The sequence below is a fragment of the uncultured Brevundimonas sp. genome (assembly GCF_963977465.1).
Lineage (GTDB): Bacteria > Pseudomonadota > Alphaproteobacteria > Caulobacterales > Caulobacteraceae > Brevundimonas.
In genome coordinates this window covers 587,428-600,606 of sequence record NZ_CAXBOQ010000002.1, presented here as the reverse complement: position 1 = coordinate 600,606, position 13,179 = coordinate 587,428, and the positions used below count along the sequence as shown (strand labels likewise).

The window sequence follows — 13,179 nt, the reverse complement described above, 5'->3', positions numbered from 1 at the left end:
ACCCCTCCACCGCTTCGCGGTCCCCCTCCCCATCGCTTCGCGACAGGGAGGAGACGGATTACCGGTTGAGCGCAGCCCGCCCGGCCGGGGCGTACCGTTCGCCGGCGGCGGCATCACGGGGGAAGATCGCCTCGATCGCGGCCAGTTCCTCGGCGGTCAGCACCATGTCGGCGGCAGCGACGTTCTCTTCCAGCGTCGCGATCCGGCGCGTGCCGGGGATCGGCACCAGATGCTCGCCGCGCGACAGCACCCAGGCCAGGGCCAGCTGGGCCGCGGTGGCTCCGCGTGCTTCGGCGAGAGTTTTCACCGCCTCAACCAGATCGAGGTTCTTCTGGAAATTCTCGCCCATGAAGCGCGGATTGGTACGGCGGAAATCGCCCTCTTCCAGATCGTCGATTGAGCGGATCGCCCCGCTCAGAAAGCCGCGGCCCAGCGGGCTGTAGGGCACGAAGCCGATGCCGAGCTCAGTGCAGGTCGCCAGAATCTCGTCTTCCGGCTCACGGCTCCACAGCGAATATTCAGTCTGTAGGGCGGTGATCGGATGGGTCGCGTGGGCCTTGCGCAGGGTCGCGGGTGCCGCCTCGGACAGGCCGAGAAAGCGGACCTTGCCCTCGGTGACCAGCTCGGCCATCGCCCCGACCGTCTCCTCGATCGGTGTGTCGGGATCGACCCGGTGCAGATAGTAGAGATCGACATGGTCCATCCCCAGCCGCTTCAGGCTGTCCTCGATGGCGCGGCGCACATTGGCGGGACTGCCGTCGACCTTCAGGGCGGTGCGCTCGGCATTGTAGCCGATACCGAATTTAGTGGCCACGAAGGCCTTTCCGCGCCGGTCGGCCAGGGCTGTACCCAGCTGGATCTCATTGGTGTGGGGGCCATACATCTCGGCTGTGTCGAACAGGGTGACACCGAGGTCGAGCGCACGGTGGATCACCGCCGTGGCCTGGGCCTCATCCGAACCCGGGCCGTAGAAGGCCGCCATGCCCATGCAGCCGAGACCGATGGCCGAGACTTCAGGACCCCTGGGGCCGAGGGTGCGGGTCTTCATGGGCGAACTCCTGTAGGGCGGACCCCAAAGGTTGTAACCGGTCCGGCGCGGCGCAAGCCCCCTACAGCGGCGCGGCCTGAACTTTCAGCCAGCCCAGCACCTCGCCGTCCAGCAACGGCCCCACCTTGGCGAGAATCTCGCCGTGATAGGCGTCGACATAGGCGCGTTCGTCGGCGCTCAGCAGATCGATGTCGATCAGCTTGCGATCCAGCGGGGCCAGCGTCAGTTGCTGGAAGCCGTGCATCGGCCGCTCGCCGCCGGGAATGGGCTCGGGCGGGGTGACCACCTGCAGGGTCTCGATGCGGATGCCCCAGTGGCCTTCCTTGTAATAGCCGGGCTCGTTGGACAGGATCATCCCGGTCAGCAGGGGCTGGCTGTTGGGAGCCTTGGAGATGCGCTGGGGGCCTTCATGGACGCCCAGATAGCTGCCGACGCCATGGCCAGTGCCGTGATCATAGTCGAGGCCCGCCATCCACATGGGCAGACGCGCCAGGGCGTCCAGCTGGTGGCCGGTCGTCCCCGCGGGGAAACGCACAACAGCCAGGGCGATATGGCCCTTCAGCACCCGGGTGTAGCGGTCACGCTGTTCCGACGTCGGCTCACCGATGGCCATGGTCCGGGTCACATCGGTGGTGCCGTCCAGATACTGACCGCCGCCGTCGACCAGCAGCAGCGAGCCCTTCTCGATCTTGCGGATGGTGCGGGTCACCGGCTTGTAGTGCGGCAGGGCCCCGTTGGGACCGGCCCCGGCGATGGTGTCGAAAGACAGGTCCTTCAGCTGGCCCGTGGCCTCGCGGAAGCCTTCCAGCGCCTCGACGATCTCGCGCTCGCTCGGCAGATCACGTTGGGCCACCGTATCGACCCAGTGCAGGAAGCGGGTCAGGGCCGCGCCATCGCGGATATGCGCCTGCCGCGCACCCGCGACCTCGACCGGATTCTTGACCGCGCGCGGCACGGCGCAGGGATCCATGGCTCGCACCACGGCCGCGCCTGCAGCCTCCAGTCGGTCGAAATACCAGGCCGAGGACTGGGCCGGGTCGATCATCACCTTGCGTCCGGACAGGGCGTCCAGCGCCGCCGGCAGGGCCTCTTCGGTCTCCAGCGTCACCGCGTCTCCCAGCCAGCCGGGCAGTTCATTGGTGACCTTGCGTGGATCAAGGAAAAGGCGGGCGCTGCCGTCGGCATGAACGATGGCCTGGCCCAGCGGCAGAGGCGAGCGAATGACGTCGCCGCCGCGCACATTGAACAGCCAGGCGATCGAGGTCGGGGCCGTCAGGACCGTGGCTTCGGCCCCGGCCTCGGTCAGGGCCGCGCCGATGCGGGCGCGTTTCGATGCGCTGCTCTCACCGGAATAGACATCCTCGTGCGGGACCACCGGGGCCTGCGGCTGGGCCGGGCGGTCGGCCCAGGCGGTGTCGATGGGGTTGGGCTCAACCGGCTTCAGGATCGCACCGGCCTTGTCAGCCGCCGCTTTCAGCGATGCCAGGGCGTCGGGACTGTGCAGCCGCGGATCATAGCCGATCACCGAGCCCTTCGGCGCGCGTGCCAGGTACGCGGCCACGCCGGCTTCCAGCGACAGAATTTCGAACTGGCCGGCATCGACCTGGGCCTTGACCTGAACCGTATAGCGCCCGTCGGCGAACACCGCGGCGCTGTCCTGCATGATCACCCCGGCCCCGGCCGAGCCGGTAAAGCCGCTGACCCAGGCCAGACGGTCATTGGCGGGCGGCAGGTATTCATTCTGATGCTCGTCCTCATGCGGGACCAGCAGGCCATCGAGGCCCTGTTCGGCCATCTTGGCGCGCACGAGCGGCAGGTGTTTGGCCCCGAAGGACGGATCGGTGGTTTCGTCGAATGTCTGGCGCATGCCGTCGACATAGCACCTCCCTCCCCGTCTTGGGGAGGGAGGGACCGGATCAGTTTTGCGGCGCGTTGGGCGTCACGGTCGCCGGAGCCGGCTGCGGCGGCGTGGTGATCACCACCGGCGGCGGCGGCGTCGTGGCGCGGGCCTCTGCGGCGCGCGCATCATTGCCGGCGCGGACGGCCTCGGCCTGGGCCCGCGAAGCGTCAGCGCGCGCAATATCGACACTGGCCTGGGCTCCGGTGATCTGACCCTGAACCATGGCAGCGTCGGCGGCGGCCTGGGCGCGTGCCGCCTCGGCCTGGGCTTCCAGCATCCGGGCGTCAGTGTCGTCGGGACCACGCCCGGCGAACAGGATCCAGAAGACGGCGATCAACACCAGACCGCCGAGTACACCGGCGATCCACCAGCCGGTGTTGGAGTCGCGGACCACGACAGTTTCGACCGTTTCGGAATAGACCGGCTCGGTCGGTGGGGTGCGGGCGGGATCGTTGTTCGGATCAAAATGGGTCACGGTGCAGTCCTCGGTTGAACTGCCATAACCGCCGGGCTCGAGACCGGTTCCGCGTCACCCTGTCCGGCGCAGAACCAGCGCACTCCAGGCGTCATGATGGATGCGTCGTTCAAGGACAAAACCCCGTGACAGATAGGCCGCGCTGACCCGGCGTTCCTGGGTGCGCAACAGGCCCGACAGTATGGCGACGCCACCCAGTTTCAGCGCCTCCTTGATGTCCTGCGACAGCGCCACCAGCGGCGGCGCCAGGATGTTGGCGAAGACCAGATCGTACGGACCATGCTCACGCACCCGACGGTCATTGAGACCCGAAGCATGGACGAAGCGGGCGTCAGCACCGTTCAGTTCGGCGTTCTCGTTGGCGATGCGAACCGAGGGGCCGTCGATGTCGGTGCCGACGGCAATGCGACTGCCGGTACGCGCGGCGGCGATGGCCAGCACCCCGGTGCCGCAGCCGACGTCCAGCACCCGTTCGAATTTCTCGCGCTTCAGCAGATCGTCAAACGCTTCGAGGCAGCCGACCGTGGTGCCGTGGTGGCCGGTGCCGAACGCCGCCCCGGCGTCGATCTTCAGATTGATGCGGTTGGGCGGCACCCGCCCCTGATCGTGCGCGCCGTAGACAAAGAAGCGCCCGGCCTCGACCGGCGGCAGGCCGGACAGGGACATGGCCAGCCAGTCGGCATCGGCCAGTTTCTCGACCAGCACCGCCAGGCCGTCGCGGCCGGACAGCAAACGCGTCAGCCCCTCCACCTCGCCGTCCGTGGTCGGGAAGGCGTCGATGCGCCACAGGCCGGCGTCCTCATCCTCTTCCAGAATCGAGTAGGTGACCCCCTCCAGCATCGGATCGGAATCGATCGCGAGGGCGGCATTTTCAGCGGGAACGCGAAGGCCGCGCGCGATAATTTGAATTGCGGACTCGGACATTTCTCAAACGCCGCTATCATGACGAATCGAAACACATGCCTTCACGCATTTGCGCGTCGGCTCAAACCGAGGGGTCGGGGAGTTCATGGCCAAGTCACCGTCTAAGTCGCCTAAAGCGTCTGCAAGCGCTTCCAAGCCGAAACCGGCAGCAAAGTCGAGCGCTGCACCGAAAACAGCTGCCAAGTCTGCGGCGAAGTCTGCCACGCCGGCAAAGGCTCCGGTCGTCCGGGCTGCCGCCAAGCCGCCGGTGAAAGCCGGCGCGAAGCCGGTCACCAAGGCTGCGGCGAAGCCAAGCACCAAGGCTGCGGCAAAACCGTCGGTCAAACCCGCCACCAAGGCTGTCGCCAAACCCGCCGTGGCCAAGGCCAAACCGGCCGCCAAAAAGCCGGCCGCCAAAAAGCCGGTCGCCAGGAAGCCCGCTGCCAAAAAGCCCGCTGCCAAGGCTGCACCGAAGCCTGCAGCGGCCAAGCCCGTCGCCGCGCGTCCCGCTCCGGTCGCCGCCAAGCCGGTCGCTGCTCCGGCACCGCGCCCCACTGCCGCCCCCGCGGCTGCAGCCCGGCCCGCTGCCAAGCCCCAGAGCAAGGGCTTCATCGGCGGTCTGCTGGATGTGATCTTCGGCAAGCGCTGACCATCACAACGCTGGAATCGAAAAGCGCCGGAGGGGCTGTCCCCTCCGGCGCTTTTTTTCGTCGGATATCCGAACCGGAACCCGGTGCCGACGGCCTCAGTCCTCGGGCAGGTCCTCGGCCAGGATGGCCATTTCGAACATGAAGGAGCCGTCGCCGTCCTCGTCGGCGAAAACGATGCCGATGAATTCGTCACCGACATAGACCTCGGCAGAATCGTTCGGCTTGGGGCGGGCCTTCAGCTTGATGCCACCGGCATTGAAGGTGCGCTTCAGATGGGTCTCGATGCGCTTGATGTCGGATTCGTTCACGGCGGGCCTCGGCAGTCAGTTCAGTGATGGCAGACGCATTGGACCCTAGAGACTGGGGCCGATGAGGGAAAGCCTCAGATCACGAAGTCATGAGCGATGTCGGCCAGGGTATGGTCCATGGTTCGCGCGGGTGTGGCGTCGGTCGGGCAGTTGACCAGACGGGCCGGTACACCTGCCACGGTGCAGCCGGCCGGGACCGGCTTCAGCACCACCGAGCCCGAGGCAACCTTGGCATAGTCACCGATGGTGATGTTACCCAGCACCTTGGCCCCTGCCCCCAGCAGCACGCCCTTGCCGATCTTCGGGTGGCGATCACCGCGGGTGGCCCCGGTGCCGCCCAGGGTCACTGCGTGCAGCATCGACACCTCGTCACCGACCACTGCCGTCTCACCGATGACGATGCCGGTGCCGTGGTCGAGGAACAGACCCGAGCCGAGGGTCGCGGCCGGATGGATATCAACCTGGAACAACTCGGAGATGCGGCCCTGAAAATGGAAGGCCAGGGTTTCGCGCCCCTCGGTCCACAGCCAATGGGCCACGCGCCACGCCTGCAAGGCCTGGAAACCCTTGAAGTAGAGGAAGGGCTGCAGCAGCGAATGGATGGCCGGGTCACGCTCGGCCACGGCCTGGAGGTCGGCCTCGGCGGCAGCGACAATGGCTGGATCGGCGGCATAGGCGGCCAGACAGACCTCGCGCACGGTCATGGCGCTCAATTCCTCATCGCCCAGCTTGCGGGCAATCTGGAAACTCAGCGCCCCGGCGAGGTCGGAATGGGACAGGATCACCGCATTGAGCTGCGACCCCAGCTGAGGTTCGTCGCGCGCCGCAGTCTCGGCCGCCGCGCGCAGCTGCGTCCAGATTTCAGGCTGTTTGGCGACGACTTCAAGTGCGGGCATCAGACTTCCTTGTGACGGACCATCATACCCGCCCGAGCATGGCTTGCGCCAGACGGTCCGGCAGATCGCCTTCCCGTGCCATATGGTAGGCCCGCAAGGTCGTCGCCACCGTGAAGGCGTCACGGATCGATCCCCGACCGATCTCGGCCAGAAGTTCGGTGAAGGGCACGCGCGCCGAACGGATGATTTCGGTCGGGTCCGGATCGACCGGCACAGCCGTCAGATCCCAGGCCAGCCAGGCGATGGCCCGCTCATCGGTGACGGAATTGCTCATCTCCATCCGCAACACTTCCCGCCACTGCCCGGCGGCCAGACCGGCTTCCTCGGCCAGCTCGCGCTGCACCCCGGCCAGCGGGTCCTCGTCATAGGGCGCGCCGCCTTCCGGCATCTCCCACGAATAGTTCATCAGGGCGAAGCGCTGCTGGCCCACCAGGGTCACCGTGCCGTCGTCGTGCAGCGGCAGGACGCCGACCGACAGATTATACGGACGCATGACGACATAGTCCGCCTTCGTCCCGGTCGGGGCGGTAGCGTCATGGCGCGTCAACCGCAGCCACGGTGTGTCGAAAAAGGTGGTCGATCCGGCATCTCGCCACGGCGGCGGACGGTCACTGCCGTCGTCCCAGGCGGGCAGAGGCCGATCGGCGTCGAAGGTATATCGAGAGTCGGTCATGGTCCGGGTATGGCGCCGGAGCCGCGTCACGACTAGCTAGACCGCATGACCGATACCGACCTGGGTTCCGCCCTGCCCCTGCCCCGGCCCTCGAGCGAACTGCGCGACCGACTGGCGCGACGACGTTCGGCCTCGGCCCAGCTCCTGACCGGTCCCGGACCGTCGCCGGCCCAGATTGACGAGATCCTGACGCTCGGTGCCCGCACCCCTGATCACGGCAAGCTGTTCCCGTGGCGCTTCGTCGTGCTGGGTCCGCAGAGTCGCGCCGATCTGGTGGCGCGGCTGCAACCCCTGGCCACGCGCCAGCCTTTACCCGACCCGGCGCGCGCCACCCTGGCCAAGCTGGGCAACCCACCGCTGTCGATCCTGGTCATCTCAGCCCCGACGCCCGGTCACAAGGTGCCGGTGTGGGAACAGGAGCTGTCGGCCGGAGCGGTCTGCATGAATCTGGAACACGCCGCCGGGGCCCTGGGTTTCTCCAGCAGCTGGATCACCGACTGGTACAGCTATGATCCCGAGGCCGTGGCGCTGTTCGGCGTCGAGCCCGGTGAACGTATCGCCGGCTTCATCCATATCGGCAGCGTGACAGACGCGCCGCTGGAGCGACCGCGTCCGGACATGGCGACCAGAGTCACACGCCTGCCCTGACGGGTTCCGCCTGCGGCCGATGCACCAGCGACACCAGCACCACACTGATCATCATCAGCAGGAACCAGCTGCCCAGCTTGGCCAAAGACACCGGATGCCAGCCGCCGCCCTGTGACGGATAGATCCAGGCGTTGGCCCAGGTGCCGAGGTTCTCGGCCAGCCAGATGAACACCGCGACCAGAAAGAAGCCCAGCAGAAACGGCATCGACCGCCGCGTCCGGTCCGGGGTGAAGTGGAACCAGCCGCGCCCGAACAGCAGGGCCGTCGCCGCGAACAGGCCCAGACGGATATCGGGCAGCCAGTGATGGGCGAAGAAGTTGATGTAGATCGCCACGGCCAGCAGCCAGGTCGTCCACAGCGGCGGATAGCGGGTGAAGCGGATGTCGAAGATGCGCCAGATGCGCGCGATATAGCTGCCGACCGCCGCATACATGAAACCCGAAAACAGCGGCACCATGCCGATGCGCAACAGACTGTCCTCGGGATAGATCCATGAGCCCTGGCTGGTCTTGAACAGCTCCATGATCGTGCCGACGATGTGGAAGACGAGGATGACCCTCGCCTCCTCCCAGCTCTCCAGCTTCAAGATCAGCATGGCCGCCTGAATGGCCACGGCGGCGATGACCAGAAAGTCGTAGCGCGCGACCGGCGCGGTCTGGGGCCACCACAGATGGGTCGCCATCAGCAGGGCCAGCATCAGCCCCCCGAACAGACAGGCCCAGCCCTGCTTGATCCCGAACATCAGGAATTCGAAGGCGTGGCGGGACCAGGGGGCGCGGTCAGACCACGCCTGCAGACGGCCGAGCCAGTGACGGCCCCAGTGTTCGAGCGGAAGGCGAGGCGACGATTTCTGGAGTTCCGCCAAACTGACCGTCAGCTCATAAAATAGTGAACGCGGGAATGCCGTGCTTTCGGGAGATTGCTCAAGATTTGCGGATCACCACCGAGTCCCGACGCTCCAAATCTTGAAACGATGAAGGCGACTGAAAATCCGTCAATAAAGGTCTTCAGATCCTCGGCGACAGCACCCACCTGAGCGAAGAGCTGGTTGTTACCCTCGGCGGAGTCCTGACTTCCTATCAAGTGACTGACTGCAATCGCTTGGAGCGAGTCCGCCCCTCCGAAAAAGGTAGTTCCCACCATTCCCGTGTGAAAGTCAGACATATCCAAATCAGTGGGAGCGATGTCGAAGGCACCTGAAAAGGTCGCTCGATCAATGTGTGATGCGAGCTTGTTTCGGACCTTGGTGAGCAGGTTATCCGACTGACCAAAATATGCCGACAATCGATCTCGGGCCTCAATGGCCTGACCGTAAATTTCTCGATTTGCGGGGTTTGGTGGCACGTCCGTCCATAGTTGGTCGAACAGCTGAACCGTCTTGACCTTCGAGATGACCGTCCACCCTTCACAAAGGCGATTTGTCATCAGGCGAGCCATAAACAGCGCCATTCCCAGAGAGGTTTCCCTGACTGGCCTAGGATGATGATCTCTTACTCCGTTGAGCGCCTGCATCAGGATCGCGTGCAGCATCCCAATCTCGTTCGAAGTTTGTGCGAGCATGAAGAACAACACGCGTTCGTCGGGATCAATGGCTTGATAGTCACCCTTGGTGAGCTTGAATCGTCGCACCGCAAGCTGGTGTGATTTCAAGCTCGGGCGTTTCATCACCCCCGCCCGCGGTACGTCGGCACGCCCTGGTCCGGCAGCCACAGGCCTTCTGGTGCCACACCCGTCTGCCAGAACACGTCGATCGGGATGCCGCCGCGCGGATACCAGTAGCCGCCGATGCGCAGCCATTTCGGGGCCAGCAACTCCGCCAGCCGCTTGCCGATGGCCACGGTGCAGTCCTCGTGGAAGGCCCCGTGATTGCGGAAGGCGGTCAGATACAGTTTCAGGCTCTTGGACTCGACCAGCCAGTCGCCGGGCGCATAGTCGATGACGATATGGGCAAAGTCCGGCTGGCCGGTGACCGGGCACAGGCTGGTGAACTCCGGCACAGTGAACCGGGCCAGATACAGGGTCCCCGCATGCGGATTGGGCACGCGCTCCAGCTCGGCGGTTTCCGGGCTGACGGGCTGGACGGTGTGCTGGCCCAGTTGGGACAGGCCTGAGGTGTCTGTGGTCATGAGCTGGCTGTAGCGCCAACACCCACGCCCGTCACTACGACCGTGTCTGACGTAGCGCCATGCGAGGGTGTAACGACGACCCGCCCACCCGCTCGCCCAGGCCGGATTGGACTCTTTGGACTCGGTTTTTTCGAGTCCATGCCCCATCCCGGGTTTGGACTCCTTTGGACTCTTTGGACTCTTTGGACCCGGTTTTTTCGCCCCTCGACCGCCGCCGGATTTGCCTTCCCTCGCGACACCCCGCTATCCGTGGCCAAACAAAACGGGGAAACATCATGGCCATTCCGGCATCGCTGCAAAACGGTCTCAAACTGCCGGTCATCGCCGCGCCCATGTTCCTGGTCTCCGGGCCGGATCTGGTGGTCGAGGCCTGCAACGCCGGCGTCATCGGCACCTTCCCCTCCCTGAACCAGCGCAGCACCGAGGGCTATCGGGACTGGGTCCAGGAGATCAAGGGTCGGCTGAACCCCGACGCCGCCGCGTTCGGCGTCAACCACATCGTCCATCCGACCAACCCGCGGCTGATGGCCGACATGATGGTTTCGGTCGAGGAGAAGGTACCGCTGATCATCACCTCACTGGGTGCGGTGCGCGACGTGGTCGATGCGGTGCACGGCTACGGCGGCGTGGTCTTCCACGACATCGCCAATGTCCGCCACGCCCGCAAGGCGGCCCAGGCGGGTGTCGACGGCCTGATCCTGGTGGCCAACGGGGCCGGTGGCCATGCCGGGGTGGTCAACCCCTTCGCCCTGGTCAATGAGGTGCGCTCCTTCTTCGACGGCACCATCATCCTGTCCGGCTGTCTTTCGACCGGATCGGACGTCGCCGCGGCCCTGATGATGGGGGCCGATTTCGCCTATATGGGCACCCGGTTCATCTCGACGACCGAGTCGATGGCCCAGGGCGAATACAAGCAGATGATCGTCGACGCCGGGGCGTCGGACATCACCTACACCCCGGCCGTTTCCGGCATCCCGGCCAATTTCCTGACCCCGTCGCTGGTCGCCAACGGCATCGATCCGAAATCCCTGCCGGAGCACAAACTCGACATGGCCGACGAGGCCAAGGCCTGGAAAACGGTATGGTCGGCGGGCCAGGGCTCGGCCTCGGTGCATGACATTGTCCCGGTGACGGAGCTGGTTCGTCGGATGGCGGACGAAATGTCGTCTGCGCGTGATAAATTCGTCAAGCACTGGGGCTAGACGCCTCCTCGTCGAACCCGAGGTGAATATATGCGTCCCCTGATGATTGCTGCCGCCGCCGTCCTGGCCCTGCCCGCCGTGGCCCACGCTCAGCAGAGCCCGGCCGCCGGCTCCTGGTCGTTTGCGGTCGGTGCGGGGACGGACAACCGCTCCAAGGACGCCTCCAAGTCGGACGGTGACCCCTATGCCTTCGGACTGGCCCGCTGGACCAATGCCAGCGGATTCTTCTACGCCGGCCCTTCGTTCGAGACGATCCGCAGCTCCAGCGGCTCGGAGCTGGAAGTCGCCGTCGACGCCGGCATTCGCCCCGAGATCGCCGGCTTCGACGTGGATCTGAACGCCAAATACAAATGGCAGGTCGATGTGATCGACGGCTATGACGCCGATTCCTGGGAGTTCACGGGCAAGATTTCACGCTCGATCGGCCCGGCCAGGGCCCGGCTTACGGTGCAATATACGCCCGACAGCACCGGATCGTCGAAGGCCTGGACCTGGGTTGAGGGTCGGGTCGGCTGGGATTTCACCCCTAAACTGTCCGGCACCGCCGCCATCGGCCGCCGCGAACAGGAAAACAGCGTCGACTACACCGGCTGGAACGCCGGAATGACCTATGCTGTGACCCGCGATCTGGATTTCGACCTGCGCTACTACGACACCGACGCTAACGTACCAGGGCCGCAATACGCGTCCGCCGTCGTCGGCGAGGTGACGTTTTCGTTCTGATAGTGCTGGCCAAACGGCGCTCATGCCCCCACCTAGGGGCATGAGCTTCAGACCGACGACAATCGAACGCGCCTATCAGCTGGCCGAAGGTGGCGACTGCCGCACCGTCGGCGACATCAAGCAGAAGCTTCAGGCCGAAGGTCACGAGCGGGTTCAGGAGAACCTGTACGGGGCCTCCCTGACCGGGGCGCTGCGCAAACTGTGCCAGAAACACTATGTGCCGTCCGAGGAAGACGACGTCGCCGCGGCCCCTTCCGAGGATGATGACGGCGACGACGACTGACAGTCGGAGCCTTGCTTTCGACCAAAAGGCGAGTCACAAGGCTATACGTCGATCTCACTGCGTCACGCTCTTGCACCCCTTTGCATCCGCACCGAGGTCTAAAGCCGATCCATTCAGACCCGACAGGCCGATCAGGAGCTATTTCCTGCGGCCAATTCTAACGGAGGTCCTGAAAATGGCTACCGGCACTGTAAAATGGTTCAACTCCACCAAGGGCTATGGCTTTGTCCAACCCGATGACGGTGGCAAGGACGTATTCGTCCACATCTCGGCCGTCGAGGCCGCTGGCCTGAACGGCCTGAACGAAGGTCAGCAGATCTCCTACGAGATCGAAAGCGACCGTCGCACGGGCAAGGAATCGGCCGGTCAACTCAAGACTGTCGGCTAGATAACGTACGGAATGGCGGCTGTGTCACGGACGCGGCCGCCATTTTTGCGTCTGGATGACGGCTTCCAGTCCAGGAGGCCTTCTTCAATAGAATTCGCGCCGTCCTTGCTATTGATGCGGACAGCGCCCACATAGAAGCTGTCGATCTCTCTGCGTAACGCTGCTGCCCTTTGCATCACGCACCGAGGTCAAAAAGCCGATCCCATTCAGACCCGACAGGCCGCACAGGAGCTATTTCCTGCGGTCAACGCTAGCGGAGGTCCTGAAAATGGCTACCGGCACTGTAAAATGGTACAATTCCACTAAAGGCTACGGCTTCATCCAGCCGGATGACGGCGGCAAGGACGTTTTCGTCCACGTCACCGCTGTCGAAGTCTCCGAGCTGAACAGCCTCGACGAAGGCCAGAAGATTTCCTTCGAAGTCGAGCGCGATCGCAAGACGGGCAAGGAATCGGCGACCCAGCTCAAGACTGCTGAGTAGTTCAGGTTTCGGCGGCTCCGGCCGCCATTCTAGCTGAAGGGCCGGTGCCTCGCGCACCGGCCCTGAAGCTGTTTTTCAATGGAGTACGCCGATGACGCCTCTGTCCGAGATGATACCGGCGATGCCCGACGCCGACCTCAAGACCCTCCGCGCCAATGCGGAACGTCTGCTGGTCCGCGGCACGGCAGGCCAGATCGCTTCTGCCACTGACATCCTGCCGCTGATCGAAGCCGAATTCGCGGCCCGTATCGCCGCCAAGCCACCCGCCAAGAAGCGCGCCCCGGCCAAGAAGAAGGTCGTCGTCGCCGACGGTGCCGAGCCTGTGGTCAAGGCTGCGCCCAAGAAGCGGGCTCCGGCCAAGAAAAAGGCCGCCGTCGCCGATGGTGCTGAGGCCGCAATCGAGGCTGCGCCCAAGAAGCGCGCACCGGCCAAGAAGAAGATTGCCGCGGACGCCGAAGCCGCCGCGAGCTGACGT

Annotated in this window: 19 protein-coding genes; 8 read left to right on the top strand and 11 right to left on the bottom strand. The window is 65.0% G+C overall.

Going from position 1 to position 13,179, the window contains the following annotated elements:
• Positions 1–58: 58 nt before the first annotated feature.
• The 5 genes from AAC067_RS06970 to AAC067_RS06950 all read right to left on the bottom strand — a co-directional run bounded on the left by AAC067_RS06970 (position 59) and on the right by AAC067_RS06950 (position 4,671).
• Positions 59–1,048, bottom strand: coding sequence for an aldo/keto reductase (locus AAC067_RS06970; protein WP_339930881.1), 990 nt, complete (start codon positions 1,046–1,048; stop codon positions 59–61).
• 61 nt (positions 1,049–1,109) lie between these two features.
• Positions 1,110–2,915: an aminopeptidase P family protein gene (locus AAC067_RS06965; protein WP_339930879.1), complete on the bottom strand. Its 1,806-nt coding sequence runs from the start codon at positions 2,913–2,915 to the stop codon at positions 1,110–1,112.
• Positions 2,916–2,964: 49 nt separating this feature from the next.
• A complete protein-coding gene (locus tag AAC067_RS06960; RefSeq protein ID WP_339930877.1) occupies positions 2,965–3,423 on the bottom strand; it encodes a hypothetical protein in 459 nt (152 codons plus the stop codon).
• A gap of 54 nt (positions 3,424–3,477) precedes the next feature.
• Complete coding sequence (locus AAC067_RS06955) at positions 3,478–4,347, bottom strand: 50S ribosomal protein L11 methyltransferase (RefSeq protein ID WP_339930875.1); 870 nt, start codon at positions 4,345–4,347, stop codon at positions 3,478–3,480.
• 3 nt (positions 4,348–4,350) lie between these two features.
• Entirely contained in the window at positions 4,351–4,671 is a 321-nt protein-coding gene (locus AAC067_RS06950) for a hypothetical protein (RefSeq protein WP_339930873.1), read from the bottom strand.
• Positions 4,672–4,702: 31 nt separating this feature from the next.
• On the opposite strand from AAC067_RS06950, the gene AAC067_RS06945 reads away from it, so the two are divergent.
• Positions 4,703–4,975 carry a hypothetical protein gene (locus tag AAC067_RS06945; RefSeq protein WP_339930872.1) on the top strand — a complete coding sequence of 91 codons (273 nt, stop codon included), beginning with the start codon at positions 4,703–4,705 and terminating at the stop codon, positions 4,973–4,975.
• A gap of 96 nt (positions 4,976–5,071) precedes the next feature.
• Here the strand turns inward: AAC067_RS06945 and AAC067_RS06940 are convergent, their stop codons facing one another.
• From AAC067_RS06940 to AAC067_RS06930, 3 genes are all read right to left on the bottom strand, one after another.
• Positions 5,072–5,284, bottom strand: coding sequence for a DUF3126 family protein (locus tag AAC067_RS06940; RefSeq protein WP_339873832.1), 213 nt, complete (start codon positions 5,282–5,284; stop codon positions 5,072–5,074).
• A gap of 74 nt (positions 5,285–5,358) precedes the next feature.
• Positions 5,359–6,180, bottom strand: coding sequence for a serine O-acetyltransferase (cysE, locus tag AAC067_RS06935; RefSeq protein WP_339930870.1), 822 nt, complete (start codon positions 6,178–6,180; stop codon positions 5,359–5,361).
• Positions 6,181–6,202: 22 nt separating this feature from the next.
• Positions 6,203–6,853 carry an NUDIX hydrolase gene (locus tag AAC067_RS06930; protein WP_339930868.1) on the bottom strand — a complete coding sequence of 217 codons (651 nt, stop codon included), beginning with the start codon at positions 6,851–6,853 and terminating at the stop codon, positions 6,203–6,205.
• 45 nt (positions 6,854–6,898) lie between these two features.
• On the opposite strand from AAC067_RS06930, the gene AAC067_RS06925 reads away from it, so the two are divergent.
• A complete protein-coding gene (locus AAC067_RS06925; RefSeq protein WP_339930866.1) occupies positions 6,899–7,501 on the top strand; it encodes a nitroreductase in 603 nt (200 codons plus the stop codon).
• On the opposite strand, the gene AAC067_RS06920 is transcribed toward AAC067_RS06925, so the two are convergent.
• The 3 genes from AAC067_RS06920 to queF all read right to left on the bottom strand — a co-directional run bounded on the left by AAC067_RS06920 (position 7,485) and on the right by queF (position 9,627).
• Entirely contained in the window at positions 7,485–8,297 is an 813-nt protein-coding gene (locus AAC067_RS06920) for a DUF817 domain-containing protein (RefSeq protein WP_339930907.1), read from the bottom strand. The two genes, AAC067_RS06925 and AAC067_RS06920, sit on opposite strands and share 17 nt — an antisense overlap.
• 77 nt (positions 8,298–8,374) lie before the next feature.
• Positions 8,375–9,166 (bottom strand): hypothetical protein, encoded by a 792-nt coding sequence (locus AAC067_RS06915; protein WP_339930864.1) that lies wholly within the window; start codon positions 9,164–9,166, stop codon positions 8,375–8,377.
• A complete protein-coding gene (gene queF / locus AAC067_RS06910; protein ID WP_339930862.1) occupies positions 9,166–9,627 on the bottom strand; it encodes a preQ(1) synthase in 462 nt (153 codons plus the stop codon). Before queF ends, AAC067_RS06915 begins: the two co-directional genes overlap by 1 nt.
• A gap of 275 nt (positions 9,628–9,902) precedes the next feature.
• Here queF and AAC067_RS06905 point away from each other — a divergent pair, with 275 nt between their 5' ends.
• The 6 genes from AAC067_RS06905 to AAC067_RS06880 all read left to right on the top strand — a co-directional run bounded on the left by AAC067_RS06905 (position 9,903) and on the right by AAC067_RS06880 (position 13,176).
• Entirely contained in the window at positions 9,903–10,829 is a 927-nt protein-coding gene (locus AAC067_RS06905) for a nitronate monooxygenase (RefSeq protein ID WP_339930860.1), read from the top strand.
• A 30-nt stretch (positions 10,830–10,859) separates the two neighbouring features.
• On the top strand, positions 10,860–11,552 hold the full coding sequence (locus AAC067_RS06900; RefSeq protein WP_339930858.1) for a TorF family putative porin: 693 nt from the start codon (positions 10,860–10,862) through the stop codon (positions 11,550–11,552).
• Between the two features lie 40 nt (positions 11,553–11,592).
• Positions 11,593–11,835: a hypothetical protein gene (locus AAC067_RS06895; protein WP_339930856.1), complete on the top strand. Its 243-nt coding sequence runs from the start codon at positions 11,593–11,595 to the stop codon at positions 11,833–11,835.
• A 175-nt stretch (positions 11,836–12,010) separates the two neighbouring features.
• Positions 12,011–12,223: a cold-shock protein gene (locus tag AAC067_RS06890; protein ID WP_300444100.1), complete on the top strand. Its 213-nt coding sequence runs from the start codon at positions 12,011–12,013 to the stop codon at positions 12,221–12,223.
• 268 nt (positions 12,224–12,491) lie between these two features.
• A complete protein-coding gene (locus AAC067_RS06885) occupies positions 12,492–12,704 on the top strand; it encodes a cold-shock protein (protein ID WP_339930854.1) in 213 nt (70 codons plus the stop codon).
• Between the two features lie 91 nt (positions 12,705–12,795).
• Positions 12,796–13,176, top strand: a complete 381-nt coding sequence (locus AAC067_RS06880) for a hypothetical protein (RefSeq protein WP_339930852.1) — start codon at positions 12,796–12,798, stop codon at positions 13,174–13,176.
• The last annotated feature ends 3 nt before the right edge of the window (positions 13,177–13,179 follow it).